15 protein-coding genes are annotated in these 21389 nt (G+C 59.2%); 5 read left to right on the forward strand and 10 right to left on the reverse strand.

Going from position 1 to position 21389, the window contains the following annotated elements:
• Window positions 1–52: 52 nt before the first annotated feature.
• The 4 genes from LVE68_RS15420 to imuA form a co-directional block, all read right to left on the reverse strand.
• A complete protein-coding gene (locus LVE68_RS15420; protein WP_232941327.1) occupies window positions 53–1363 on the reverse strand; it encodes a nucleotide sugar dehydrogenase in 1311 nt (436 codons plus the stop codon).
• Window positions 1364–1682: 319 nt separating this feature from the next.
• Entirely contained in the window at window positions 1683–4829 is a 3147-nt protein-coding gene (locus LVE68_RS15425) for an error-prone DNA polymerase (RefSeq protein WP_232941328.1), read from the reverse strand.
• Window positions 4830–4997: 168 nt separating this feature from the next.
• Entirely contained in the window at window positions 4998–6500 is a 1503-nt protein-coding gene (locus tag LVE68_RS15430) for a Y-family DNA polymerase (RefSeq protein ID WP_232941329.1), read from the reverse strand.
• A 98-nt stretch (window positions 6501–6598) separates the two neighbouring features.
• Complete coding sequence (gene imuA, locus LVE68_RS15435) at window positions 6599–7306, reverse strand: translesion DNA synthesis-associated protein ImuA (RefSeq protein ID WP_232941330.1); 708 nt, start codon at window positions 7304–7306, stop codon at window positions 6599–6601.
• Window positions 7307–7634: 328 nt separating this feature from the next.
• Between imuA and dcd the strand changes: the two genes are divergently transcribed.
• From dcd to LVE68_RS15450, 3 genes are all read left to right on the forward strand, one after another.
• Complete coding sequence (gene dcd, locus LVE68_RS15440) at window positions 7635–8204, forward strand: dCTP deaminase (RefSeq protein ID WP_232941331.1); 570 nt, start codon at window positions 7635–7637, stop codon at window positions 8202–8204.
• A 58-nt stretch (window positions 8205–8262) separates the two neighbouring features.
• Entirely contained in the window at window positions 8263–9471 is a 1209-nt protein-coding gene (locus LVE68_RS15445) for an NAD(P)/FAD-dependent oxidoreductase (protein ID WP_232941332.1), read from the forward strand.
• Between the two features lie 342 nt (window positions 9472–9813).
• Entirely contained in the window at window positions 9814–9999 is a 186-nt protein-coding gene (locus LVE68_RS15450) for a hypothetical protein (RefSeq protein ID WP_232941333.1), read from the forward strand.
• Window positions 10000–10125: 126 nt separating this feature from the next.
• On the opposite strand, the gene LVE68_RS15455 is transcribed toward LVE68_RS15450, so the two are convergent.
• Complete coding sequence (locus tag LVE68_RS15455) at window positions 10126–12414, reverse strand: S46 family peptidase (RefSeq protein ID WP_370636679.1); 2289 nt, start codon at window positions 12412–12414, stop codon at window positions 10126–10128.
• Between the two features lie 270 nt (window positions 12415–12684).
• Window positions 12685–12954: a glycine zipper 2TM domain-containing protein gene (locus tag LVE68_RS15460; protein WP_232941334.1), complete on the reverse strand. Its 270-nt coding sequence runs from the start codon at window positions 12952–12954 to the stop codon at window positions 12685–12687.
• 134 nt (window positions 12955–13088) lie between these two features.
• Between LVE68_RS15460 and LVE68_RS15465 the strand changes: the two genes are divergently transcribed.
• Window positions 13089–13331, forward strand: a complete 243-nt coding sequence (locus tag LVE68_RS15465; protein ID WP_232941335.1) for a DUF3820 family protein — start codon at window positions 13089–13091, stop codon at window positions 13329–13331.
• Between the two features lie 44 nt (window positions 13332–13375).
• Here the strand turns inward: LVE68_RS15465 and chaB are convergent, their stop codons facing one another.
• Window positions 13376–13606: a putative cation transport regulator ChaB gene (chaB, locus tag LVE68_RS15470; RefSeq protein ID WP_232941336.1), complete on the reverse strand. Its 231-nt coding sequence runs from the start codon at window positions 13604–13606 to the stop codon at window positions 13376–13378.
• Window positions 13607–14319: 713 nt separating this feature from the next.
• Here chaB and LVE68_RS15475 point away from each other — a divergent pair.
• Complete coding sequence (locus tag LVE68_RS15475) at window positions 14320–17208, forward strand: glycosyl hydrolase family 18 protein (protein ID WP_232941337.1); 2889 nt, start codon at window positions 14320–14322, stop codon at window positions 17206–17208.
• Window positions 17209–17309: 101 nt separating this feature from the next.
• On the opposite strand, the gene LVE68_RS15480 is transcribed toward LVE68_RS15475, so the two are convergent.
• From LVE68_RS15480 to LVE68_RS15490, 3 genes are all read right to left on the reverse strand, one after another.
• On the reverse strand, window positions 17310–17777 hold the full coding sequence (locus tag LVE68_RS15480) for a Tll0287-like domain-containing protein (protein WP_232941338.1): 468 nt from the start codon (window positions 17775–17777) through the stop codon (window positions 17310–17312).
• A gap of 91 nt (window positions 17778–17868) precedes the next feature.
• Window positions 17869–19206 carry a cytochrome c3 family protein gene (locus LVE68_RS15485; protein WP_232941339.1) on the reverse strand — a complete coding sequence of 446 codons (1338 nt, stop codon included), beginning with the start codon at window positions 19204–19206 and terminating at the stop codon, window positions 17869–17871.
• Window positions 19207–21213, reverse strand: coding sequence for an FAD-dependent oxidoreductase (locus tag LVE68_RS15490; RefSeq protein WP_232941340.1), 2007 nt, complete (start codon window positions 21211–21213; stop codon window positions 19207–19209). It abuts the gene before it with no gap.
• Window positions 21214–21389 lie beyond the last annotated feature (176 nt).

Below are 21389 nucleotides of genomic sequence, written 5' to 3' on the forward strand. Positions count from 1 at the left end.
GGCAGCCTGGTGTGCTGGATGGCGATAAGGAAGCCGATTGCGCTACATATTATCAGGCATGAATGACGTTGTGCCTTTTTGCGCGGTAAACACCACGGGTGTCAATGATGAGGTTCGCGTACTCAAGAATAGCTGAATAGTCGAATGAATCGTGGTTTGTCGTCAGGACGACCGCGTCAAAGGTAGTGAGATTCTCCCGGGTTAATTCAACGCTGCTGAGTTCAAAATTTGCTTTTCGTATTGTTGGGAAAACCGGCACGTGGGGGTCGCAGTAGGAAATCACGCCACCCAGATCCTGAATGCGCTGCATTATTTCTACAGCGGGCGACTCTCGCATGTCGTCCACGTTCTTCTTGTAGGAAATTCCCAGGATCAGGATTCGACTTCCGTTCAGGGGCTTGCTGTGACGGTTGAGCCCATCGATCAATTTTCTGACGACATACTCTGGCATTGCTCGATTGATTTCACCAGAGAGCTCGATAAAACGCGTGTTTATTCCATATTCTCGCGCTTTCCAGGTTAGGTAGTAAGGATCAATTGGGATGCAGTGGCCGCCTAGCCCCGGGCCTGGATAATAGGGCGTAAACCCAAAGGGCTTTGTAGCAGCTGCATCAATCACTTCAAATATATCGACTCCCATGCGATCGGCGACAAGCTTCATTTCGTTTACCAGGCCAATGTTCACCGCCCGGTGAATGTTTTCCAGTAGCTTGGTCATTTCAGCGGCCCTGGTGCTGCTGACGGCAACAACCTGTTCAATAGCGCTTTGATAAAGGGCTTTTCCCACTTCAAGGCATGCGCTTGTCTGTCCGCCGACTACTTTGGGTATGGTTCGGGTTTCATACTGCGAGTTACCCGGGTCTTCCCGTTCAGGGGAGTATATGAGAAATACGTCTTCGCCGACCTTGAGCCCTTGGCTTTCGATCCTGGGCTTCAGTTCTTCTTCTGTGGTACCCGGGTAAGTGGTGCTCTCCAGCGATACCACCTGGCCCTCACGAAGATATGGTGTAATGCTTTCTATTGTGCTTATGACGAAGCTGAGGTCGGGTTCTCTGTGCTGTGAGAGCGGGGTTGGAACACAGATAATCAGGGCATCACATGTGGCTGCCAGGCTGAAGTCGGTTGTAGCCTGAAAGCCGTATTCCCTGGCATGGGTAACTGAAGCCGGGGATATTCGCTCTATATAGCTCTGGCCGTGGTTGAGTGTGTGGACCTTGTCCTCATCTATATCCATCCCCAGGACAGCGTATCCCGCATTAGAGTATGTAAGGGCAAGGGGAAGTCCGACATATCCAAGGCCAATGATTCCAATACGGGCACTGCGTGCCTGCAGACGGGCGGTTAGTACATCTTTAGGGGACACTCGGGGAACCTTTTTTATTGGATTTAGGCTTGGTAGCACGCTGTTTCAAAACGCTGGCTGCGTGTCTTGAGATGCCCGATTATCTCGGAATTTGGTTGCTGGTGCCATCCTTGGAAATCCCTGATGGGGGAACAGAGGGCGGGCCTAGTGGAGGCCGCTGTGGTGGTTTTTTAACTGACAGGCCTACACTGGGTCATCAAAAGTGTACAAAAAGCGTTCAGTCGCCCTCGTCAAGGCTATCTCTTGCCTGAGGGAGTAATACGCCGGCCAGGGGAGTGTAGCCGGATGCGGCCACGAACATCTATAACTGGAAGCCTGGCTAGTGGAAACTCCTTATTGGTTGAATTCCCCTCCACGCCAAGCAATGGATTTGATAGCCGAGTAAATGGATGACGGTAAGGTCGCCTTTACCAGTCTGGGGGCTGACTTGCACCCTACCAGCGACTTGTAGAATCCTGCCCTGTATGATTTCTGACCTGAACTTCTGCTGTACCTTCTCCCCCAGCACAACATTGACCTGCCCGGTTTCGTCCTCCAGTGTTAGAAACATCACCCCTGCTGCACTACCGGGCCGTTGTCGGCAGGTGACCAGTCCCATCACTCTGGCATGCTGGCCATTCCGGTAGTTGTCTAGTTCGCAGGCCCTGGCGTGTTGCCGGAACTTTTTCTTTCTGCGCAGCAGGGCAATAGGGTGCTCCCGCAGCGTCAAACCGATAGTGGCATAATCGCTGTAGGTATTGTCTTCAATGGAGTTGCTGGGGCTGTGACGCCCTGTATCCGGTCGTGTCGACTCCATATCCAGGGATTGCCAGGCGTTGACATAGCGGTTTACCTCCAGGCTCCGGAAGGCATTGGCGCTTGCCAGCAAGGTAATCTGGTCCCGCCGCAGCTTGGTGGTGTTGCGGAGCTGGGAGAGGGACTCAAACACCCTTTTTTCCCGGGTTTTTGTAATGATCTCGGCGCTGCTCTGGTCAAGGCCCTTGATCAGGCGCAGGCCGAGGCGCAGGGCAACAACTTGAGGTAATTTGGTGGTGGGCTCATGCCCGGACAGTAATTGGGATGCGGGGGACCGGGTGGAGGGGGTCTTGGCTGTCCCAGGGCTTGGCAAGTCCAGCCGGTGGTCCCAGTGGCTATAGAGCACATCCACAGGCAGCACCTTCACATTGTGCCGCTGGGCATCGTAGACCAGCTGGGCCGGGGCGTAGAAGCCCATGGGCTGGCTGTTGAGCAGGCCACAGTAAAAGGCCGCCGGGTGGTGGTGCTTGATCCAGGCTGAGAAGTAGGCCAGCAGGGCGAAGCTGGCTGAGTGGGACTCGGGGAAGCCGTAGGAGCCGAAGCCCTTCATCTGCTCGAACAACTGCTCGGCAAATTGCACCTGGTAGCCGTTGGCGAGCATGCCGGCCACCAGCCTGTCCCGGAACTGGTAAAGATTGCCGTTCTTGCCCCAGCTGGCCATGGCGCGGCGCAGCTGGTCGGCCTCGCCGCCGTTGAAGCCAGCGGCCACCATGGACAGCTGGATTACCTGTTCCTGGAAGATGGGTACTCCCAGGGTGCGTTCCAGTACCGGGCGCAGGTTCTCGTGCGGGTAGCTGACCGGTTCCAGTCCCTGCTTGCGCTTCAGGTAGGGGTGTACCATACCGCCCTGGATAGGCCCCGGGCGCACGATGGCGATCTCGATGGTGAGCTCGTAGAAATTCCTTGGCTGCAGCCGCGGCAGCATGCTCATCTGCGCGCGGGACTCGATCTGGAAAACCCCCACGGTATCTGCCCGGCACATCATCTCGTAGACGCCCGGGTCCTCGGTGGGGATGTCCCGTAGCTGCATTCTCGGTCCGTAAAGGCCGATATAGGTCAGCGACTTGCGCAGGGCCGTGAGCATACCCAGAGCGAGGATGTCCACCTTCATCAGTTTCAGGTCCTCGATATCCTCCTTGTCCCACTGGACGATGGTGCGGTCCTCCATGGCGGCATTCTCGATCGGCACCAGGGTATGCAGGGGTTGCTCGGTAATTACGAAGCCGCCCACGTGCTGGGACAGGTGCCGGGGGAAACCGCGGACCTGTGCCATCAGCTTCGGCAGCATGCGGCCGGCGTTGCCCCGCGGGTCGATCCCCACTTTCTGCATCTGCCGGGGGAAATCCTCCATGGTGTCCCACCAGGCCCGCTCGGCAATCAGTTGCTCGATGGTGGCGCTGCCCAGCCCCAGGGCCTTGCCGATATCCCGCAGGGCGCTCTTGAAACGGTAGCTGATCTTGGTGGCGGCCAGCCCGGCGCGCTCGCGGCCGTATTTGCGGTAGATGTACTGGATGATTTCCTCGCGTCGCTCATGCTCGAAGTCCACGTCGATATCCGGCGGTTCGTCGCGTTCGCGGGATATAAAGCGTTCGAACAGCAGGCCGATCTTGTGGGGGTCTATTTCGGTGATAAAGAGGCAGTAGCACACTACCGAATTCGCGGCCGAGCCACGGCCCTGGTAGAGGATATGCTGGCTGCGCGCGAACTGGACGATGTCGTGGATGGTAAGGAAGTAGTGTTCGTACCCCAGCTCGGCGATCAGTGCCAGTTCCTTTTCTATTTGTGCGGCAATATGTGGTTCGGGACCCTCTGGCCAGCGCAGTTCCTTGCCGGCCTCCACCAGTTCCCGCAGGTACCCGTCCGGGCTTTTACCGGCAGGCAGTACCTCCGACGGATACTGGTAGCGCAGTTCATCCAGGGAAAATTGGCACTGGTGGGCGATTTCAATGGTGTTCGCAATTGCTCCTGTCAGCTGCAGGCTGGCAATCTCATCGAGCGGGCGCAGGTAACGCTCGGCGTTCTGCTCCAGTCGGTAGCCCAGTTCGTCGAGAGTGCAGTTGTGGTAGCAGGCGTTGAGTACATCCTGCAGGGGCTTGCGACTGCGACAGTGCATCAGCACCGCACTGGTGGCCACCAGTGGCAGTTGTTGCCCGGTGGCAAAGGCCAGAAGTTCCCGGTTATGTTCGTTCTGGCGTGGGAGTAACTGGTTGCTGAAGGCGATATACAGGCGGCCCTGGAAATGACTCTTGAGGCCTGCAGGCATTTCCAGTGGTTGGTGGCGGGGTAGCCAGATGGCGATGCATTGCCGGGTTATCCGCAGCAGGTCGTCGAGCCTGGTCTCGTACTGGCCTTTGGGCGCGCGCAGGCGGGAGGTAGAGATCAGCTGGCATAACTCGCTGTAGGCTTGCCGGTCCGGTGCCAGTAATACCAGTTCACAATTAATGTCAGATAAGCGGAAGTAGCTGCCGCAGATCAGTTTGAGGTTGCTGCCATCAGCTTTCAGTTCCTCCAGTTGTTTATAGGCGCGGACCGCGCCCGAAAGGGAACATTCATCGGTAATGGCCAGGGCGCGGTAGCCCAGTTCATGGGCACGGGTAACAAGTTCCTGGGGATGGGAAGCACCCTGGAGAAAAGAGAAGTTGCTCTGGCAGAAGAGTTCGGCGTACTGCATACCAATTCTGGCTGTCTTGGTCTCTGCACCTCCCCCTGTGCGAGTATTCAATCCTGTATTTAAATGGATTCTGTCGGACGTTCGTCGAGCGCCAGCTCTACGCTCCACCGAGCGTGATGACTATTCCTGAGCGGGGTCAGGCTTGGAGCCGGCAGGTTTATACCTGGGTCACGCGTAAACCCCATGCAGGTACCAGGCCTCCGAGGTCAGGTCCTGGAAGACCCAGTAGAGTGCACCTTCGTCACCGCGGGCAATGTAGTAATCGCGGGCGTGGCGGCGGTGTTGCCACCAGTAGCCATCAATGCGTTCCGGGCCCTGCAGCAGGCGCAGCTCGCCGCGGTAGAACAGGCGCTGGTTGCGGCACTGGATGCGATCGGGACGCGGGAGCAGCCAGTTGGGGCGCGGTGCATTCACCGGTTGCAACTGGTGGCCGCGTTTGCGGCTGTTCAGCACCAGGTTGTCGGCACTCTGCCATGCCTGCTCCGGCAGGTGACTCTCCTTCAGGGTGACGCCTGACAGTGACTGGTGGCCCAGCCGCGCTTTGAGCTTGTCGATTAGCTGGTGGCTGCGCTGCACGCGGCTTGCTTCCCCGAACAGGTCATCGTCCACCGAATCCTGGCCCAGCGGTTGCAGCCTGTCGCAGGTCAGGCCGATTGCCTGTACAGGTTGCTCGAGGGTGAGCCGCTCGAGTTGCAGCTTTGTCAGGGCGATCAGGCGCTGGGGATCCAGTTGCGGTCGCGAGATTTCCACACTGAGCACCTTGCAACCCTGTTGCCCGAAATCCAGTTTCCAGCGCAGCTGCTGGCTGTAGAGCTGTCGCCGCTGCAATTGCTGGCACAGCTCGCGGACCAGCCGGCCGGCGGGAAACAGCAGCTGCTCGCTGTTATCCAGCGGGCTGGGAAAAAACAGCTCACTGTGGAACTCCGGCGGTGGCTGGTAACTGGGGACCGGGTCATGGCGGGTGCCGTTGAGGCGCGCCAGGTAATTGACAAAGTCGCGCCCGAAGCGGGTCCCCACCTCAGACAATGGTATGGCCAGTAACTGGCTGACCCGCTTGATACCGCAGGCATAGAGTTTGGCTATGGTCTTGTGGTCGCAGTCCAGCAGTTTGCCGGGGGCAAAGCTGATCCACTGGCGCCATTGCTGGGGAGAGGGCGGTGCCTTGGCCCCGGCCAGCCACTGCCTGTGCTCTTCCAGCTGGCTCAGCATATGGGCAGCACTGGGGCTGTGCCCCAGGCCCATAAAGGCACTGATATGCATCTGTTGCAGTTCGCTGCGCAACTGCTGCAGGAGCGGCTCCAGTCCGCCATTGGCTTTCAGGCAGCCGCTCAGTTCCAGGTAAAGGCAGGCGAAGCTGCCATCATCGCTGTGCGGGGATGCCGCGCGGGGGGAAACCACCGGGGTGAAGCTGTAACCCCACTGGGCCAGTTCCTGCAGCAGCTGTGATTCGCGCTCGGTATCCCGGGGAAGGAGTTCCAGGTCCGCGCACAGCGCACAGGCAGTGGCAATGGTCAGTCCGCAGGTGACAGCGCGCTCGCGGGCACTGCTGTTGACGTCCACCACCTGCTCTTTCTCCACAACCGCGCGGGGAGAGCCATCAGGCCCTGCTTGCTGGGCGCGGGTCAGTGCCTCTAACGGCAGGTTGGGGAACTGTATGCAGAGCCAGAGCATTGTATTTTCCCTGTCGTGTCTTACCGCATTGGTTATTCAGAGAGTTTTTTCGCGGCCATGGGCCGCTCCTGCAGAGAGCTTTATACTCTTCCCGGCAATCAGTGCAGTGGCCCGTCGCGGCGGGTCAGGTCCGCGGCCCGGGCCAGGTGCAGCTGCTGTCCCGAGCGGCCGCCCAGCTGTTTGATCAGCTTCAGGGCCAGCTGGTCGCCGTCGCTTGCGAGCTGCAGCCGCAGGCTGGCCGGTGAGGGGCTGCTGGCACAGGATTGCGGGCGGAAGTGGAAGTGCAGACATTCCCCATCCCGTGCGGCCACCTGCAGCCGGCGCAGGTCCCTGTCCGCGGGCGGCTGTCGTTCCTGCCAGCTGAGCAGGGCGCCGCAGCAGCCAGACTGCAGTGTTTGTTCCATGGCCCAGAGAGTGTCGCGCGGTCCCCGGGGATGCAGGATCAACAGCTTTTCCAGTTGCACCCCGGCACTGGCCAGCGCCGGGGCATAGGGGATATGGGGCGGGTTGACCAGCACGACCATCTGCTCCTGGCGGGTGAGTTCCGCCAGTGCCGGTAGCAACAGGCTGAGCTCGCCGATACCGGACTGGTCCACCAGCAGTTCGGTGGTGGCGCCACGGGGCCAGCCGTGTCCGGCCAGCAGGGCATCGAGCCCGCTGTAGCCGGTGGCGATGCCGTTACGCCGGCGGTGATGCTCATTGGCCGCCTGCCAGATATCCGCCCGCGCCAGCAGCTGGTCCAGGCGTTGCTGCTTGAGCTGATCAGTTAACTGCTTGTTTTGTATAAGGTTTTCGGCACTGCTCACGATATCTGCCCTCGCGATCTGGTCCCTTTGGGAGCTGTTTCTGTATATCTGTACAGTATGTACTGTTGATTTATACAGTAGTCGGGCTGCCCCAACAAGGGTATGGGGCTTGATCGGGCATGGATTTCCACCAGTTCCATCACCAGGTCCGGTGGTTACGGGGAAGGTGCGGTGTGGGCGGGACTTACCCCGGGACAGGCAAAGGCGGCATTCCGGTGCCAGCCAGTCGCGATTGACACTTTTTTGCACAGTTCAAACCGGCTATGATTCCGCCTCTTTACAGACCTGCACAACGACAAGCACAGCCGATTCAAATGAGGGGGGCGGAGTGAGTATCAAATCCGATAAGTGGATTCGCCGGATGGCCGAGCAGAATGGCATGATCGAGCCGTTCGAGGCGAGCCAGGTACGCCACAATGGCAGCGGTGAACGCCTGATTTCCTACGGTACCTCCAGCTATGGCTACGACGTGCGCTGTGCCCCGGAATTCAAGATCTTTACCAATGTGCACTCCGCCACGGTGGATCCGAAGACCTTCGACGAGAACAGCTTTGTCGACGTGGTGGGCGATTCCTGCGTGATCCCGCCCAACTCCTTTGCCCTGGCGCGTACAGTCGAGTATTTCCGCATCCCGCGCTCGGTGCTGACCATCTGCCTGGGCAAGTCCACCTATGCGCGCTGCGGCATCATCGTCAATGTGACGCCGCTGGAGCCGGAGTGGGAAGGGCATGTGACCCTGGAGTTCTCCAACACCACCAACCTGCCGGCGAAGATCTACGCCCACGAGGGTGTGGCCCAGATGCTGTTCTTCGAGTCCGACGAGGTCTGCGATGTGTCCTACAAGGATCGCGGCGGCAAGTACCAGGGCCAGCGCGGCGTAACCCTGCCGCGGGCCTGATGGCCTGCTCCTGCGCCGGGTGCCCGCCGTGCCCGGCCCCTTCTGCTTTCCCCGCCCCATGAGTGAAGCCAGTCCCAACCCACTGCCCGAACAGGTCGATGTACTGGTGATTGGTGCCGGTGCAGCCGGTCTTATGTGTGCGGCAGTGGCTGGCCAGCGTGGCCGCAGCGTGCTGGTAGTCGATCACGCAAACAAGGTGGGCAAGAAGATCCTGATGTCCGGTGGCGGACGCTGCAATTTCACCAACCTGTACACCGCGCCGGAAAACTTCTACAGCCGCAACCCGCATTTCTGCAAGTCGGCACTGGCCCGTTATACCCAATGGGACTTTATCGCGCTGGTGGAGAAGCACGGGATCCCCTATCACGAGAAAACCCTGGGTCAGCTGTTCTGCGATAACAGGTCCCGGGATATCGTTGACTTGCTGCTGGCGGAGTGCCGTGAGGCCCAGGCGCAGATTCGCACCCGCTGTAGTATTGAAAGTATTGAGCCGGTGAATACTGGCTACCGGGTGAATACCAGCCTTGGCACAGTGCAATGCGAATCCCTGGTGGTTGCCACCGGCGGCCTGTCGATTCCAACCATGGGGGCCACCGGGTTTGGCTACGACATCGCCCGGCAGTTCGGCCTCAGTATCGTGCCCACTCGCGCCGCCCTGGTGCCCTTTACCCAGCACAAGCGCCAGCTGCAGCGGCAGGAAGACCTGCCCGGCAGTGCCCTGGCGGTGACCGCAAGCTGCGGCAACGGCAATTTCCATGAGCAGATGCTGTTTACCCACCGCGGGCTGAGTGGCCCGGCCGTGCTGCAGATCTCCAGCCACTGGCGGGAGGGCGAGGCCGTCAGCTTTGACCTGGCCCCGGACCGGGAGCTGGCGCACTGGCTGAATGAGCAGCGGACCGAAAAGCCGGAGGCACACCTGCACACGGTACTCGCGACACTGTGGAGCAGGAAACTGGTCCAGCATTTCCTCGCTGAGAAGGGTATCGAGAGTCGCCCGCTGAAGCAGTTCAGTGCGGCAGAGCTGGCTTCGATTGGCGAGAAACTGCAGACCTGGCAGCTGGTGCCTGCGGGTACCGAGGGTTATCGCACAGCCGAAGTGACCCTCGGTGGTGTTGATACAAATGCGGTCTCCTCGCGTACCATGGAGTGCAAGTCGCAGCCTGGGCTTTACTTTATCGGCGAGGTGCTGGATGTGACCGGCTGGCTGGGCGGCTATAACTTCCAGTGGGCCTGGGCTTCCGGGCACGCGGCCGGGGAGGTGGCATAATCCCGTGGCCCACCAGCAGGCCATTTTCTCCATTGCCGTTGTAGGCGCGAACCTTCTGTTCGCCCTCGGGGGGGCGCGGTGGTTTGTGGATTCCGGGATCGGATCAAGGCCGTCATGACGTCCATGTGCCGGAATACCGGGGGCGGGCGCACACAAGGTGCGCCCCTACAGGTTATGCATTGCCCAATAGGTGTATGTCGGCTCCAGCGCGTTACGTAGGGGCGAACCTTGTGTTCGCCCTTATGGGTGGGGAATGCTCTGTCCCGGTGGCGCCAGGGCTGTGCCTGGTGTGCCAGGGCAGGCTCCTGTAATGATTGTTCTCCTGTGGGGAGATTTACCTTTATGGGCGATGTAATCCAGTTCAAGAAGAAGACCGCCTGGGAAAAGCACAAGGGCAAAAGCCTGTGCCGGGATGGTTTTCACAAGTGGCAGGTGGTCACCGAGCGGAAGTTCGATGTGAAACAGGGCAAGCTGGTAACCGAGTATCGTTGCCAGCGTTGTGGCAAGACCAAAACCAAACTGCTCTAGGGCATAACCGGCCAGGTAAACCGGCCGTTACTGTCGACCTCACCTACCAGACTCTCGAACTGCTTGACGACAATCAAAAAAAGCCGGCGCATGCGCCGGCTTTTTCGTTCTTGCGGGGCAGGGTGATCAGTCAGCGGCCTGTGCCGCAACCGATTCCTCCGCCACACCCATTTCCTCCAACAGGTTGTGGGCGCCGTCCACTTTTTCCATTACCCACAGCATGTATTCCACATCCACGTGGATTGCCCGGGTGTTGTCATTGAAGTCCCAGTCAGCATTGATGCTGTCGTAGGTGCCGTCGAAGGCCAGGCCGATCAGTTCGCCCTTGCCGTTCATGGTAGCGGATCCGGAGTTGCCGCCGGTGATATCCACTGTGGTGAGGTAGTTTACCGGCACTGAGTCCAGCTTCTCATCGTAGAAACGGCCATAGGCTTTTTCCTCGATGGCATCCAGCAGGGCCTGGGGTGCGTCGAACGGGTCCTCACCGGTGTACTTGGCCTGGATACCGCGCAGGGTGGTGAAGGGTACGAAGCTGTCCTTGCCATCGTTACCGTCTTCGGGTGCCTTAACAGTGCCCGCCGGCGGGGTGTAACCCTTTACCAGGCCATAGGTCACGCGCAGTGAACCATTGGCATCCGGGTAGACGGGCTTGCCCTGTTCCTTGTAGTAGGCAATCAGCAGGTCCATATAGCGTGGGCGCAGCTGGGCAAAGCGGCCGGTCATGGCCTTGTCCTTTTCTTCGATTGCATGCATGTCGTCATACATGGAAACAGCCAGCTGGATAAACGGATCCTCGCTGTTGCGGAAGTCTTCCGGCGACTTTTCCATCCAGTCCAGGCGCGCCTGGGTTTCGGTCAGGCCAGTGTCTTCGTACATCGCGGACAGCTTTTCCTGCAGGGCATCGCCGCTGGCGTCGTCGCCCAGGAATTCATCGAAGCTGGCAATGCGCTGTTCTGCCGGCAAGGCGTTGTAGCGCTCGATAAAGTAGGTCCAGATGGCCTGATCCACTTCCGGGTGGAAACGGCGCTCGATACGCTTCATGCCCTCGGTAAAGCGGGTCATGTCACGTTCCTGGTAACCCGGCTCGCGCTCCATATCCGGCTTCTGCTTTTCCAGGCTCAGCCGGTACAGCTTGCGCGCCGCACTCAGCATGGCCGAGCGGCCCATATAGCGCAGTACCAGGTCGCGCTCCTGGGTGGACTGCTTCTCATTGATCAGCGCCTGAAGGTCCGCCAGTAAGGAGGCGTACCTGTCGGCGGATTCCGGGTTGGCCTCGATCCAGGCCTGCAGGTCCTGTTCCAGCTGGCGCTTGCGCTGTAGCAGGTCGCTGCGGCCATAGCCTTCCATCATGCCGGTGAAGTTCTTGGAGTAGTTGTTGAGGCCGGCCACCAGGCTGGCGTACTTCAGCTCCGCATCCTTGTTGCCCGCGCTGGCCTCGCTGATGGTTTCAGACCACTCCGCCAGTACTTTCTGCATGGTGGGGTAGTACCAGTTGAAGTTGCTGTCCACCTCCGCCGCAGTGCGGTAGCGGTTGGTGCTGCCCGGGTAGCCGGCCACCATGACAAAGTCGCCCTTTTGTGGGCCCTCGGTGGATACTGTCAGGTGATGTTTGGGCTGGTACGGAACATTGTCCTCGGCGTAATCCGCCGGCTTGCCGTTGGGGCCCACGTAGGCGCGCAGGAAAGAATAATCGCCGGTGTGGCGCGGCCACATCCAGTTGTCGATATCGCCACCGAACTTGCCGATGGAAGAGGCGGGCGCGTGTACCAGGCGCACATCGCGGATTTCCAGTTGCTTGATCAGGTAGTAGCTGGCGCCGCCATAGTAGCTATAGACCTCACAGCGGTGGCCGGGGTCGGATTCACAGGCGGATACCAGGCCTTTCTTGGCGTCCTCAATGGCGGCAAAGCGCGCGGCACCATCCATATCCTCGCTGAGGGCTGCATCGATCTTGTCAGTCACCTCATTCATATCGACGGTGACGTACACCCGGGAACCCGGTGCCGCGGGCAGTTCCTCGTCCAGGGACTTGGCCAGGAAGCCGTTCTCCAGCAGGTCGTTGTCTTCGGTGGAGTTATAGGAAATGGAGCCATAGGCACAATGGTGGTTGGTGACCACCAGCCCCTCGGGGGAGACGAACGAGGCGGTACAACCACCCAGGCTGATCACCGCGTTCATGGGGAACTCGGTGAGGTCGGTCATGGTTTTCGGGTCCAGCTCCAGGCCCAGGTCTTTCAGTTTGCCGCTCAGCTGCGGCAGCTGGCTCGGCATCCACATGCCCTCGGTGGACACTACCGTGTCTGGCTTGCCGGTTTCCGCGGCGGCCTGCTTGTCGCCGGCGGGTTTGTCACAGGCTGCCAACAGCGCTGCGGCCAGTGGCAGGACCAGCATGGAAGATCGCTTTATTGTTCTCACGGCGTTTCCTCAGGAATCTTTATTAGTTGTCTAAAAAATGTGCGACGGTAAGCCCGTCCGCAAGACATTCATATTCCCACAGTTCCGTGATCGAGGAAAACCCGGCCCCGGCGAGAGCCGGCATGCCACTGGCACCTTGCATCGATTGTCATTGCAGGCTGAGCCAAACCCGACAGGGGATCGAGCGGGTAATGGTGGGTGGTGTCAGGTGATAACAGCAAGAGCCCGGGCATGGTCGCCCATGCCCGGATCTCTTATTTACGGAGGGGACTAGCGGTAGATGCGACGGCCGTGGCGGTCGTAGTAGTAATACCGTTTCTTGTTGCGGTCGTAGAGGTAGCCCGCCCCGGCGCCGAGAACGGCGCCCGCCGCTGTGCCGCCCGGACGACCGCCCGAGATCAGGGCGCCAGTGACAGCGCCGATGCCTGCGCCGGTACCGATACGGCGGTCGGTATCACTCATATTCGCACAGCCTGTGAAAACCAGGCCGGTGGCGAGCAGGGATGCGAGTCCCGCACGCCTGAAAGATTGCATAGCCATAAAGTGACTCCTGATCCTGCTGGGATAGCAATTCACAGGCCCATGTTATGGTGGCGTCCCGGCCGCTCCCAATTTGGTATGCAGGTGTCGATGCCGGATAATGGTATTTCCACTGACACAAGCAAGGGCTCAGGATGTTCGATAAGCAGGACCTGGTGGATATTGCCAGGACCCCCATGCCGTTTGGCAAGTACTCGGGCCGTGTGCTGATTGACCTGCCGGAGGAGTACCTGCTCTGGTTTGCCAAGAAAGAGTTTCCGGCGGGACGCCTGGGACGGTTGATGGCCCTGGCGCTGGAGATCAAGATCGAGGGCCTGACCGGACTGATCGACCCGTTGCGCCACGGGAATGCCCGTGGCTATGAGAGCGCAGGCTGAATATCACCAGCGTTGGTTGGCAGGATAAGTGACCGGCAATCCGGTCACGATTTCCGGTGCCAGTTGCCATCCCCCCCCTTCTCATACTTTTGCTTGACGGCAGACCAGGCCACCGCGTGGGCTGCCTCTTCCCGCGATTTGCCCTCCCTGCGATCCTCTGGCCGGGCGTATTCCTCCCAGGCGCTGTTGAAGGCTTCCTTGTAAATATCCTGGGCCTTTTCTGGCAGTACATTACGGACGCTTTCCGGTAATTCGTTGCGGTTCCGATAGGGCATGGCGGCTTATCTCCGGGTGGGGAAAAGGGTGCTGTCACACTAGTATATGTAGTGCCTAGGTAAGAAGCTTCGACCCTCCTTAAAGGGCGAAGCGGCAAGAAAAAGCGGTCCGTAACTGGAGGTTGGACTAACCCGTAAATAGACCCACAGCGGGTGACCACTGGTCTGAGACGACTTCAGCGAGGTGAACAGCGGGAGTAGAGCCAACCAGCTTAAAGAGAGGGAGCGGTCGAAATGAATTCGGCCGCTATTTCTTTGTGGGTTCCACTTTTTCACTTCCAGGCTGCCTTTGCTGTACTCCCTTTGTTCCCCCTGTATTTATCCCATCAGGATTTTCGTCGTATCACTTCAGGACCGCTGTTTCGCTGGCCCTCGAGTCCTGTGCGACCACATACAGGAATTGAAGCAAACAGCATGTGATTGAACCCCAATGGGAACATATGTCCCGGAAAGCTCGGTCAAAAAGAATTTTCATGCCCCTTGTTACATAACCGGACGCTGATTGGTCGCAATTCACGACCAGACCGTGAAATTAATCCCAAGTATGGCTTTGCGGGCTGGCAAAGATACCGATGTGAAGATACGGTGAAACTTAAATGACATCGCTGTCATATTTCCGGAATTTAATGACAGCGGTGTCATTTTGTGAGGTTTGCTCTTGCGGGCTCGGAAGCCCGACCCGGAAACAATAAAAACGCATCAAGGTGAAAATCATGAAAATAATCAACCCGGCCCGCTGGCGCCGGGCGCTGCTTGCGCTCGGACTGGCCGGCACGTCGACAGCACTGGCCGCACCCGGCGCGCCACAGATCGAGTGGATGGAGACCAACTTCGCACTGGTCGAAGTGGATGATACCGCCACCGCCTATGAGCAAATTGTCACTATCCGTGACTATGCCGAGGTCCCGGTCTCATGGACCAAGTATTCCGGTGACGATGGCGATACGGTCCAGTACCTGCTGAATGGTGAGGTGGTACTGGAGCAGGCGGCATCCGGCACTGGTAGCCAGAGTGGCTCTGCCACCCTGCAGGTTTCACAGGGCGGCAAGTATGACCTGCAGGTTGCGCTGTGTGACGACACCGGTTGTAGCGCTTCGTCTGCCACCCCAATCGTGGTGGCGGACACTGATGGCAGTGGCCTGGATCCCCTCGAGACCGCCGTGGCCGAGAACAATCAGCCCTATGCCAACACCAGTGATTCTGTGGTGGGCGCGTATTTTGTGGAGTGGGGCGTCTACGGTCGAAAGTTCCCGGTGGACAAGATTCCCGCTTACAACCTGACCCATATTCTCTACGGATTTATTCCCATCTGCGGTGGCGATGGCATCAATGACAGCCTCAAGTCCATCTCCGGAAGTTTCGAGGCCCTGCAGAGATCCTGCAGTGGACGGGAAGACTTCAAGGTGGGTATCCACGATCCCTATGCAGCAGTGCAGAAGACCCAGTCGGGCCAGGATTTCTCCAGCCCCTACAAGGGCAACTTCGGCCAGCTGATGGCCCTCAAGCAGGCTTACCCGGACCTGAAGATCCTGCCTTCAATTGGTGGCTGGACCCTGACAGACCCGTTCTACTTCCTCGGTGACGCCACCAAGCGCCAGACCTTTGTCGATTCGGTGGAAGAGTTCCTGCGTACCTGGAAATTCTTTGACGGCGTGGATATCGACTGGGAATACCCCGGCGGCGGTGGTTACAACACGGCACTGGGTGCACCCGAGGATGGTGAGACCTACCGTATCCTGATGCGTGACCTGCGCGCCATGCTCGATACGCTGGAGCAGGAGACCGGCCGCGAGTACCAGCTGACTTCTGCCGTCAGTGCGGATTCTGCCAAGGTTGCCCGGATCGATTACGGTGCCGTCGACCAGTACATGGATTACATCTTCCTGATGTCTTATGACTTTTACGGGGCCTGGAGTAATGACTCATTGGGTCACCAGACCGCACTCTATGCTCCGAGCTGGGATCCCACGGACAACTTCAATGCCAGTAGCGGTGTCAATGCAGTCCTCAATGCGGGGCTTTCCCCGGGCAAGCTGGTGCTTGGTGCCGCCATGTATGGCCGTGGCTGGACCGGGGTTTCCGGCTGGAGCGGAGGCAATCACCTCACCGGTACCGCCACCGGGCCAGTCTCCGGCACCTGGGAAGCCGGCGTGGTGGACTACCGCGATATCGTCGCGCGCCTGGCCAGCGGTGGGTATGAATACCATTACGACAGCACTGCCCAGGGTGCCTACATCTTCAATCCCACCAACGGCGACCTGATCACCTACGACGACGCCACCTCGGTGGCGACCAAGGGTGCCTATGTGCGCAGTAACGGGCTCGCCGGTCTCTTCGCCTGGGAAATCGATGCGGATAATGGCGATATCCTCAATGCCATGCATGAGAGCCTGGGCCACGGGGGCGGCACCAACAACCGCGCACCGGTGGCTAATGCAGGCGCTGACCAGGTCGTGGATGCGGGCGCTGTTGTCAGTCTCGACGGCACCTCTTCCTATGACCTGGACGGTGACCCACTCAGTTACAGCTGGTCCCAGACGGGCGGCACTACTGTCCAGCTGCAGGGGGCTGCCGGCGCAACCGCCAGCTTTACTGCGCCGGATGTCTCAGCCGACACAACCCTGGCATTCCAGTTGGCGGTGAGCGATGCGGAACCCCTGAGTGACAGCGATATCGTGGAGATACTGGTGCGGGCGCCGCAGCCGAACCGTGCACCGGATGCGAATGCCGGGGCCGACCAGTCGGTAGTGACTCCGGACACCGTCACCCTGGATGCCAGTGCTTCCAGCGATGTGGATGGCGACAGCCTGACCTACAGCTGGACCCAGGTCAGCGGTACCGCCGTCAGCCTGCAGAATGCCGGCAGCGCTACCGCCAGCTTCTCTGCCGCCGAGGTTGCCTCTGCAGAGAGCCTGGTATTCGAGGTGTTCGTCGATGACGGCGATCTCACCGATACCGACCAGGTTACCGTAACCCTTCTGCCTCCCCAGTCCAATACGGCACCGGAGGTCTCCGCGCCGGCCAGTGTGACGGTAGTCGAAGGTGAAAGTGTGCAGGTAACTGCCACGGGCAGCGATGCCGATGGTGACAGCCTCACCTACAGCTGGAGTGCGCCGGCATTCAATGTGGCCAATGGCGATAGCGCCACTGTCACCCTGACGGCGCCGCAGGTGGGCAGCGACACCAGCTATACCGCTACGGTAACGGTCTCGGACAGTATCGACTCTGCCAGTGCCACCGTGACGGTCAATGTGACCGATTCCGGTTCCGGCGGTGGGGGCAGCTGCGAGCTTGTTGATCCCAATGCGGGTAGTTACCCGGCGTGGGCTTCCGGTTCCACCTACCTGGGTGGTGACCTGGTCAGCCACGAGGACCTGGTCTGGGAAGCCAACTACTGGACCCAGGCGAAACCGGGCCTCGATTCTGCCGACTGGTCACTGGCCAGCGATGTGGAGGTGCCCTGGAGCGCATCAAAGGCCTATAACGGTGGTGACGAGGTTAACTACAATGGCCGTCGTTACCGTGCCCAGTGGTGGACCCAGGGCGAGGAGCCCGGCGTGGCCAGTGTCTGGGAAGATATAGGCGAGGCCAGCTGTAACTGATCCCATTCTCACAGGATGGAAAAAGAAGAAGGGCACCCCAGGGTGCCCTTTTTCGTGTGGCTCGGGCTGTACCGGAGCCTCTCGGTGCGGTCAGGCTGTTTTCACAGCGGGATTCGGATGACCACGCCGCCCATGGTTTCGCCGAGTTCAAAATCGGTGCGGGGACTGTCGATATGGTCGTTGTGGCAACTAACGCAGGCCGGTGAAACAGCGACGTCAGGATAGATCGCGGTGTAATACTCGGTGCCGCCCAGGTTTTCCGTGCCGTAGAAGTTCTGGCCGGGGTTATCCATCACGAATTCCAGGCCCTGTTTTTCCAGGTCGGTGCGCGGCGCGTTCTGCTTGTTGATGGCCCAGAGTGAGAGCAGTGCATAATTGAATCCGGCCTCCTGTTCTGCCACCCGTTCCGCGCCCATGCGGAGCATCTGGGCCGGAAGTGGCAGGGCCTGCTTGTCCTTCCAGTGCTCCTCGGCCTTGATGACCCCTTCCTCGTTTTGCAGGCGATTGACCACATTGTTGGTATAGCTGGCCCGGTCTGCTTCAATGACCGCGAAAATGGCATCCGCCATTCTCTGGGGTGCAATCCCTGTTTTTTCGCCACAGGCGGTTAACAGTGTGGCTAGAGCTAAGATGAAGGCAAAAATGCGCATGGATTCCCTCCTAACGGGATGGCTCGTTGGATTTGATCCGGGCGATACGATCGCGGATCAGGCTGAATGTTTCGTGGTCTGTTGTCGGTGATAAGCCAAAGTTGCTCTTCAGGACACGCTCACTGGCAAGCGCGGCCAGTGCAAACTCGATGCCGTGACAGTTCAGGCATACCGGCAACATTTTTTCATTCGGTCGCAGGTTGTGATTCTGGTTATGGTTGACGAGGATTTCACCATCATGCTCTTCCCTTGGCAGGTGGCAGTTGGCGCAGCTGACCCCGCCGGCTTCACCTTGTTGCCAGGCCTGGAAGTGGCCTGACTCCCGGTAGGCCAGGCTGTGTTCGTCGTTGTGGCAGCCCAGGCACGCCTCGACCGCGGCAAAGCGGGTATCGGTCTCGTGGGGTCCATGGCAGCTGATACAAGTGAGTGCACCTTTGCTCCCCGGCCGCATGGGCAGGCGCGCCTCTGCCGGGGTCATCGCGCCATTGTGCGCAAAGTCCTCCGGCAGTGCCGCTGACAAGCGCATTCCGTGTTTGCCGCTGGTGAAGGCATCCCGTTGCCCGGCATGGCAGCTGCCACATTGCTCGACAATTTCGCGGCTGGAAAACTGCAGCTGACCGTTACTGTGACAGTCACTGCAGTTTATCCCCGCTTGCGCGTGCCTACTTGCCACCCAGGAGTCGGAGATGCCTTTGTGCGGTTCGCCGGCATCAAGGTCTGCCTGCTGCAGTCGCAGCGGTTCCCTGTGCGGATTTTCCCGAAGCCATGACTGCATTGCCGTGCGTGCCGGAAGCTGCGCATCCGGGAGCAGTGCCGGCTGCCCCACGTGTGCAATCAGGAAGTCCTCGTAGAGGGTGCGGTTGTCGTGGAAGTTATGGCAGCCGGCACTGGCACAGCTGTCGAAGGCGAGATCCTGGTGGCTGCTGCGTTCTTCGGCAATATCGTTATGACAGTGAAAACAGAAATCCCCGGCCAGGGTCACTCCCATCTCCCTGGTGGTTTCCGGCTGGTGCTCGGTATGGCAGGTAACACAGCGGCGCGCATCCAGCTCGGCCAGCAGCGGTGCGTTGCGTGGATCGAGGAATTTCTTGCGCGGATGGGAGTCATTGGCCAGCTCCAGCTCATCGGCGTGGCAATCCAGGCAGGCCTGTTGCATGGCCTCCTGCCCGGCAAAGCCGTCACCGTGGCAGCTGGTGCATGCGAGCTCGATCTGGTGGTGGCCGTGGCTCATTTCACCGCTGACAAACAGGGTCTTGTCCGAGTACTCGAGGTTGTACGCAGCAGTAGACCCAATTGCCAGGGTCACCAGCAGTCCAAAGTGCCAGAATTTGAATTGATAGCTTTTCATCTAAAAGTAATACACCGCCAGTATGTGGTACGCGAGCAGAACCGGAAGTGTCCAGAGCAGGGCGTAGTGCACGCGTGACCACCACTTTCGGTGTTCGCGCAGTTTCATATCCGTCCAGTGGTGGTTGCGTGCCATAAATACCCCCACCAGGGCTCCGGTGGTGGTTGCTGCAAGGAAAACCAGCATCAGCGCCAGGTTCAGGTTTTCCCCGAGGCGGAATCCGGTGTGCACCACCAGAACCACCAGTGCCGCACAGCCGATCAGGCTGTGGGCGTAGCGCCAGTGATCAACATGCCCGTGGGTGAATTTTTTCCAGCGTTTGCGGAGACTCAGTGACGCGGTGAGCAGGCAGAAGCCGAGCAGACTGTAACCACTGACCTGCTTCCAGAAGTTGTCGTACCAGAGTTTTTGCCAATACCAGCTTGACTGGACACTTTCCGAAATTGGTGCCGGCGGCATGAATACGGCCAGCGTAATCAGTAGCAGGGATACAAATGAGGTAACCAGGATTCCGCGCGCGTGGCGCATCACCAGGTTGGGGGCGGGCACATCCAGCAACTCGGCTATCAGCGGGCGGCAGCTGCCGCATACCGAGCCGGCTGTAGTCGCCTGCTGCAGGTCCATCAGGTTGCGCTTGCCGTGCGAGATGGCAGAGCAGAGTTCTCCCTTGCTGATGCCATTGCACTGGCAAACCAGGTAATGCTCGGGCTGCTCCCTGATCCCCCTGGCGGCCGACTTTTGCCACAGGTGTCCATCCCGCCCAAAACGTTTCGTGATGCGTGCCGTGACGACCTCTGCGGCAGCGACGGCCTGTCGCACCTGGCTGGCTTCATCCCAGCTGCCGATGTAGACAGCACCACACAGGCGCCCATCCCGGACAAACAGCTGGCGATAGAGCCCTTTAAAGCGATTGCGATAGATATGATATTCATCGCCATCCACGTCACCGATGATGGCGCAGGGAATATGGGCGATTTTCAGCTGGATGTCCCGGTAGCTACCCCGGTATGGAGTGGCCTGCAGTCGGTTGTTGTGCCTCTGGCAGATGTGTTCACAGCAACTCTCTGCCTGTTCGTAGCCAGGCCGGACGAACTGGTACACCTCCTGTTCGAACTCAGCGCACTCGCCAACTGCATAGATATCCGGGTCGGATGTCTGCAACCACTGGTTAACGACAATTGCCCGGGCCGTATCCAGGCCGCATTGTTGGGCCAGGGTGATCTCTGACTGGATGCCAGTGCACAGGACCACGGCGTCAACGGCCAATCCAGGCTGGCCGGCAAAATGCAGCTCGGATGCTTTTTCATTACCCGTGATGGCAGTTGGCACCTCACCAACCCGGAGTTCCACACCCAGTGCCTCAAGTGCTGATTTCAGGTATGTCTCGGCTTCTTCATTGAGTAGTCCGCCGAGCAGGCCTGCCCGGGATTGCAGTGTGACACGGTTATTCTGCGCTTTTAACGCTGCAGCCGCCTCGAGCCCCAGGGCGCCGGCACCGATTACGCAGATATGCTGGTTTCCCTCGCGCAGCCGGATCAGGTCTTCGGTATTTCGCAGGCTGCGGAACGGGTAGACGTTTGGGAAATCGGTCCCGGGAATCTGTGGAATAGCCGGGTTGGAGCCCGTGGCAAGGATTAACTTATCGTAAGGCTGGATGTTTCCGGCTGCATCCGTGATGGTCTTGCCTGCCCGGTCGATGGCGACAACCCGCCGGTCGATAAACTCGGCCAGTCTGCTGTCGTATTGGCCCCAAATGGGGTTGCTCAGATCTTCCAGGGACACCTGGTCGGAGAGGTATTGCGAGAGCTTTACCCGGTTATAGGGGGATTCGGCCTCTGCACCGTAGATGACCACCTGTGCATCGTCACTGAGTTCAAGCAGTTTCTGTGCGCAGCGCACACCCACCGGGCCGGTACCCACCACCACATAAATCGGGTAGTCACTCTCAGCCGAACCGGTGCGCTCCCGCAATTGTTGCCGTAGAGGTGCATCCTCGAGTTCAGCCATACCTTCCCCCATATAGCCCGTTCCCCATGCGCAATCCTGTCTTGTACTTCATTATTATTCTGGAGCCCCGCGCCCCTCTTGAGATCTATTGTTCTAATTATTTTGTTTATTGGAGAATTTTAGTGCCACTATATTTAAACAAAATCCAGTGAAGGTCCATAGCCGGCCTGTTTTAT

Source organism: Microbulbifer sp. YPW16, from assembly GCF_021290385.1.
GTDB classification, from domain to species: domain Bacteria; phylum Pseudomonadota; class Gammaproteobacteria; order Pseudomonadales; family Cellvibrionaceae; genus Microbulbifer; species Microbulbifer zhoushanensis.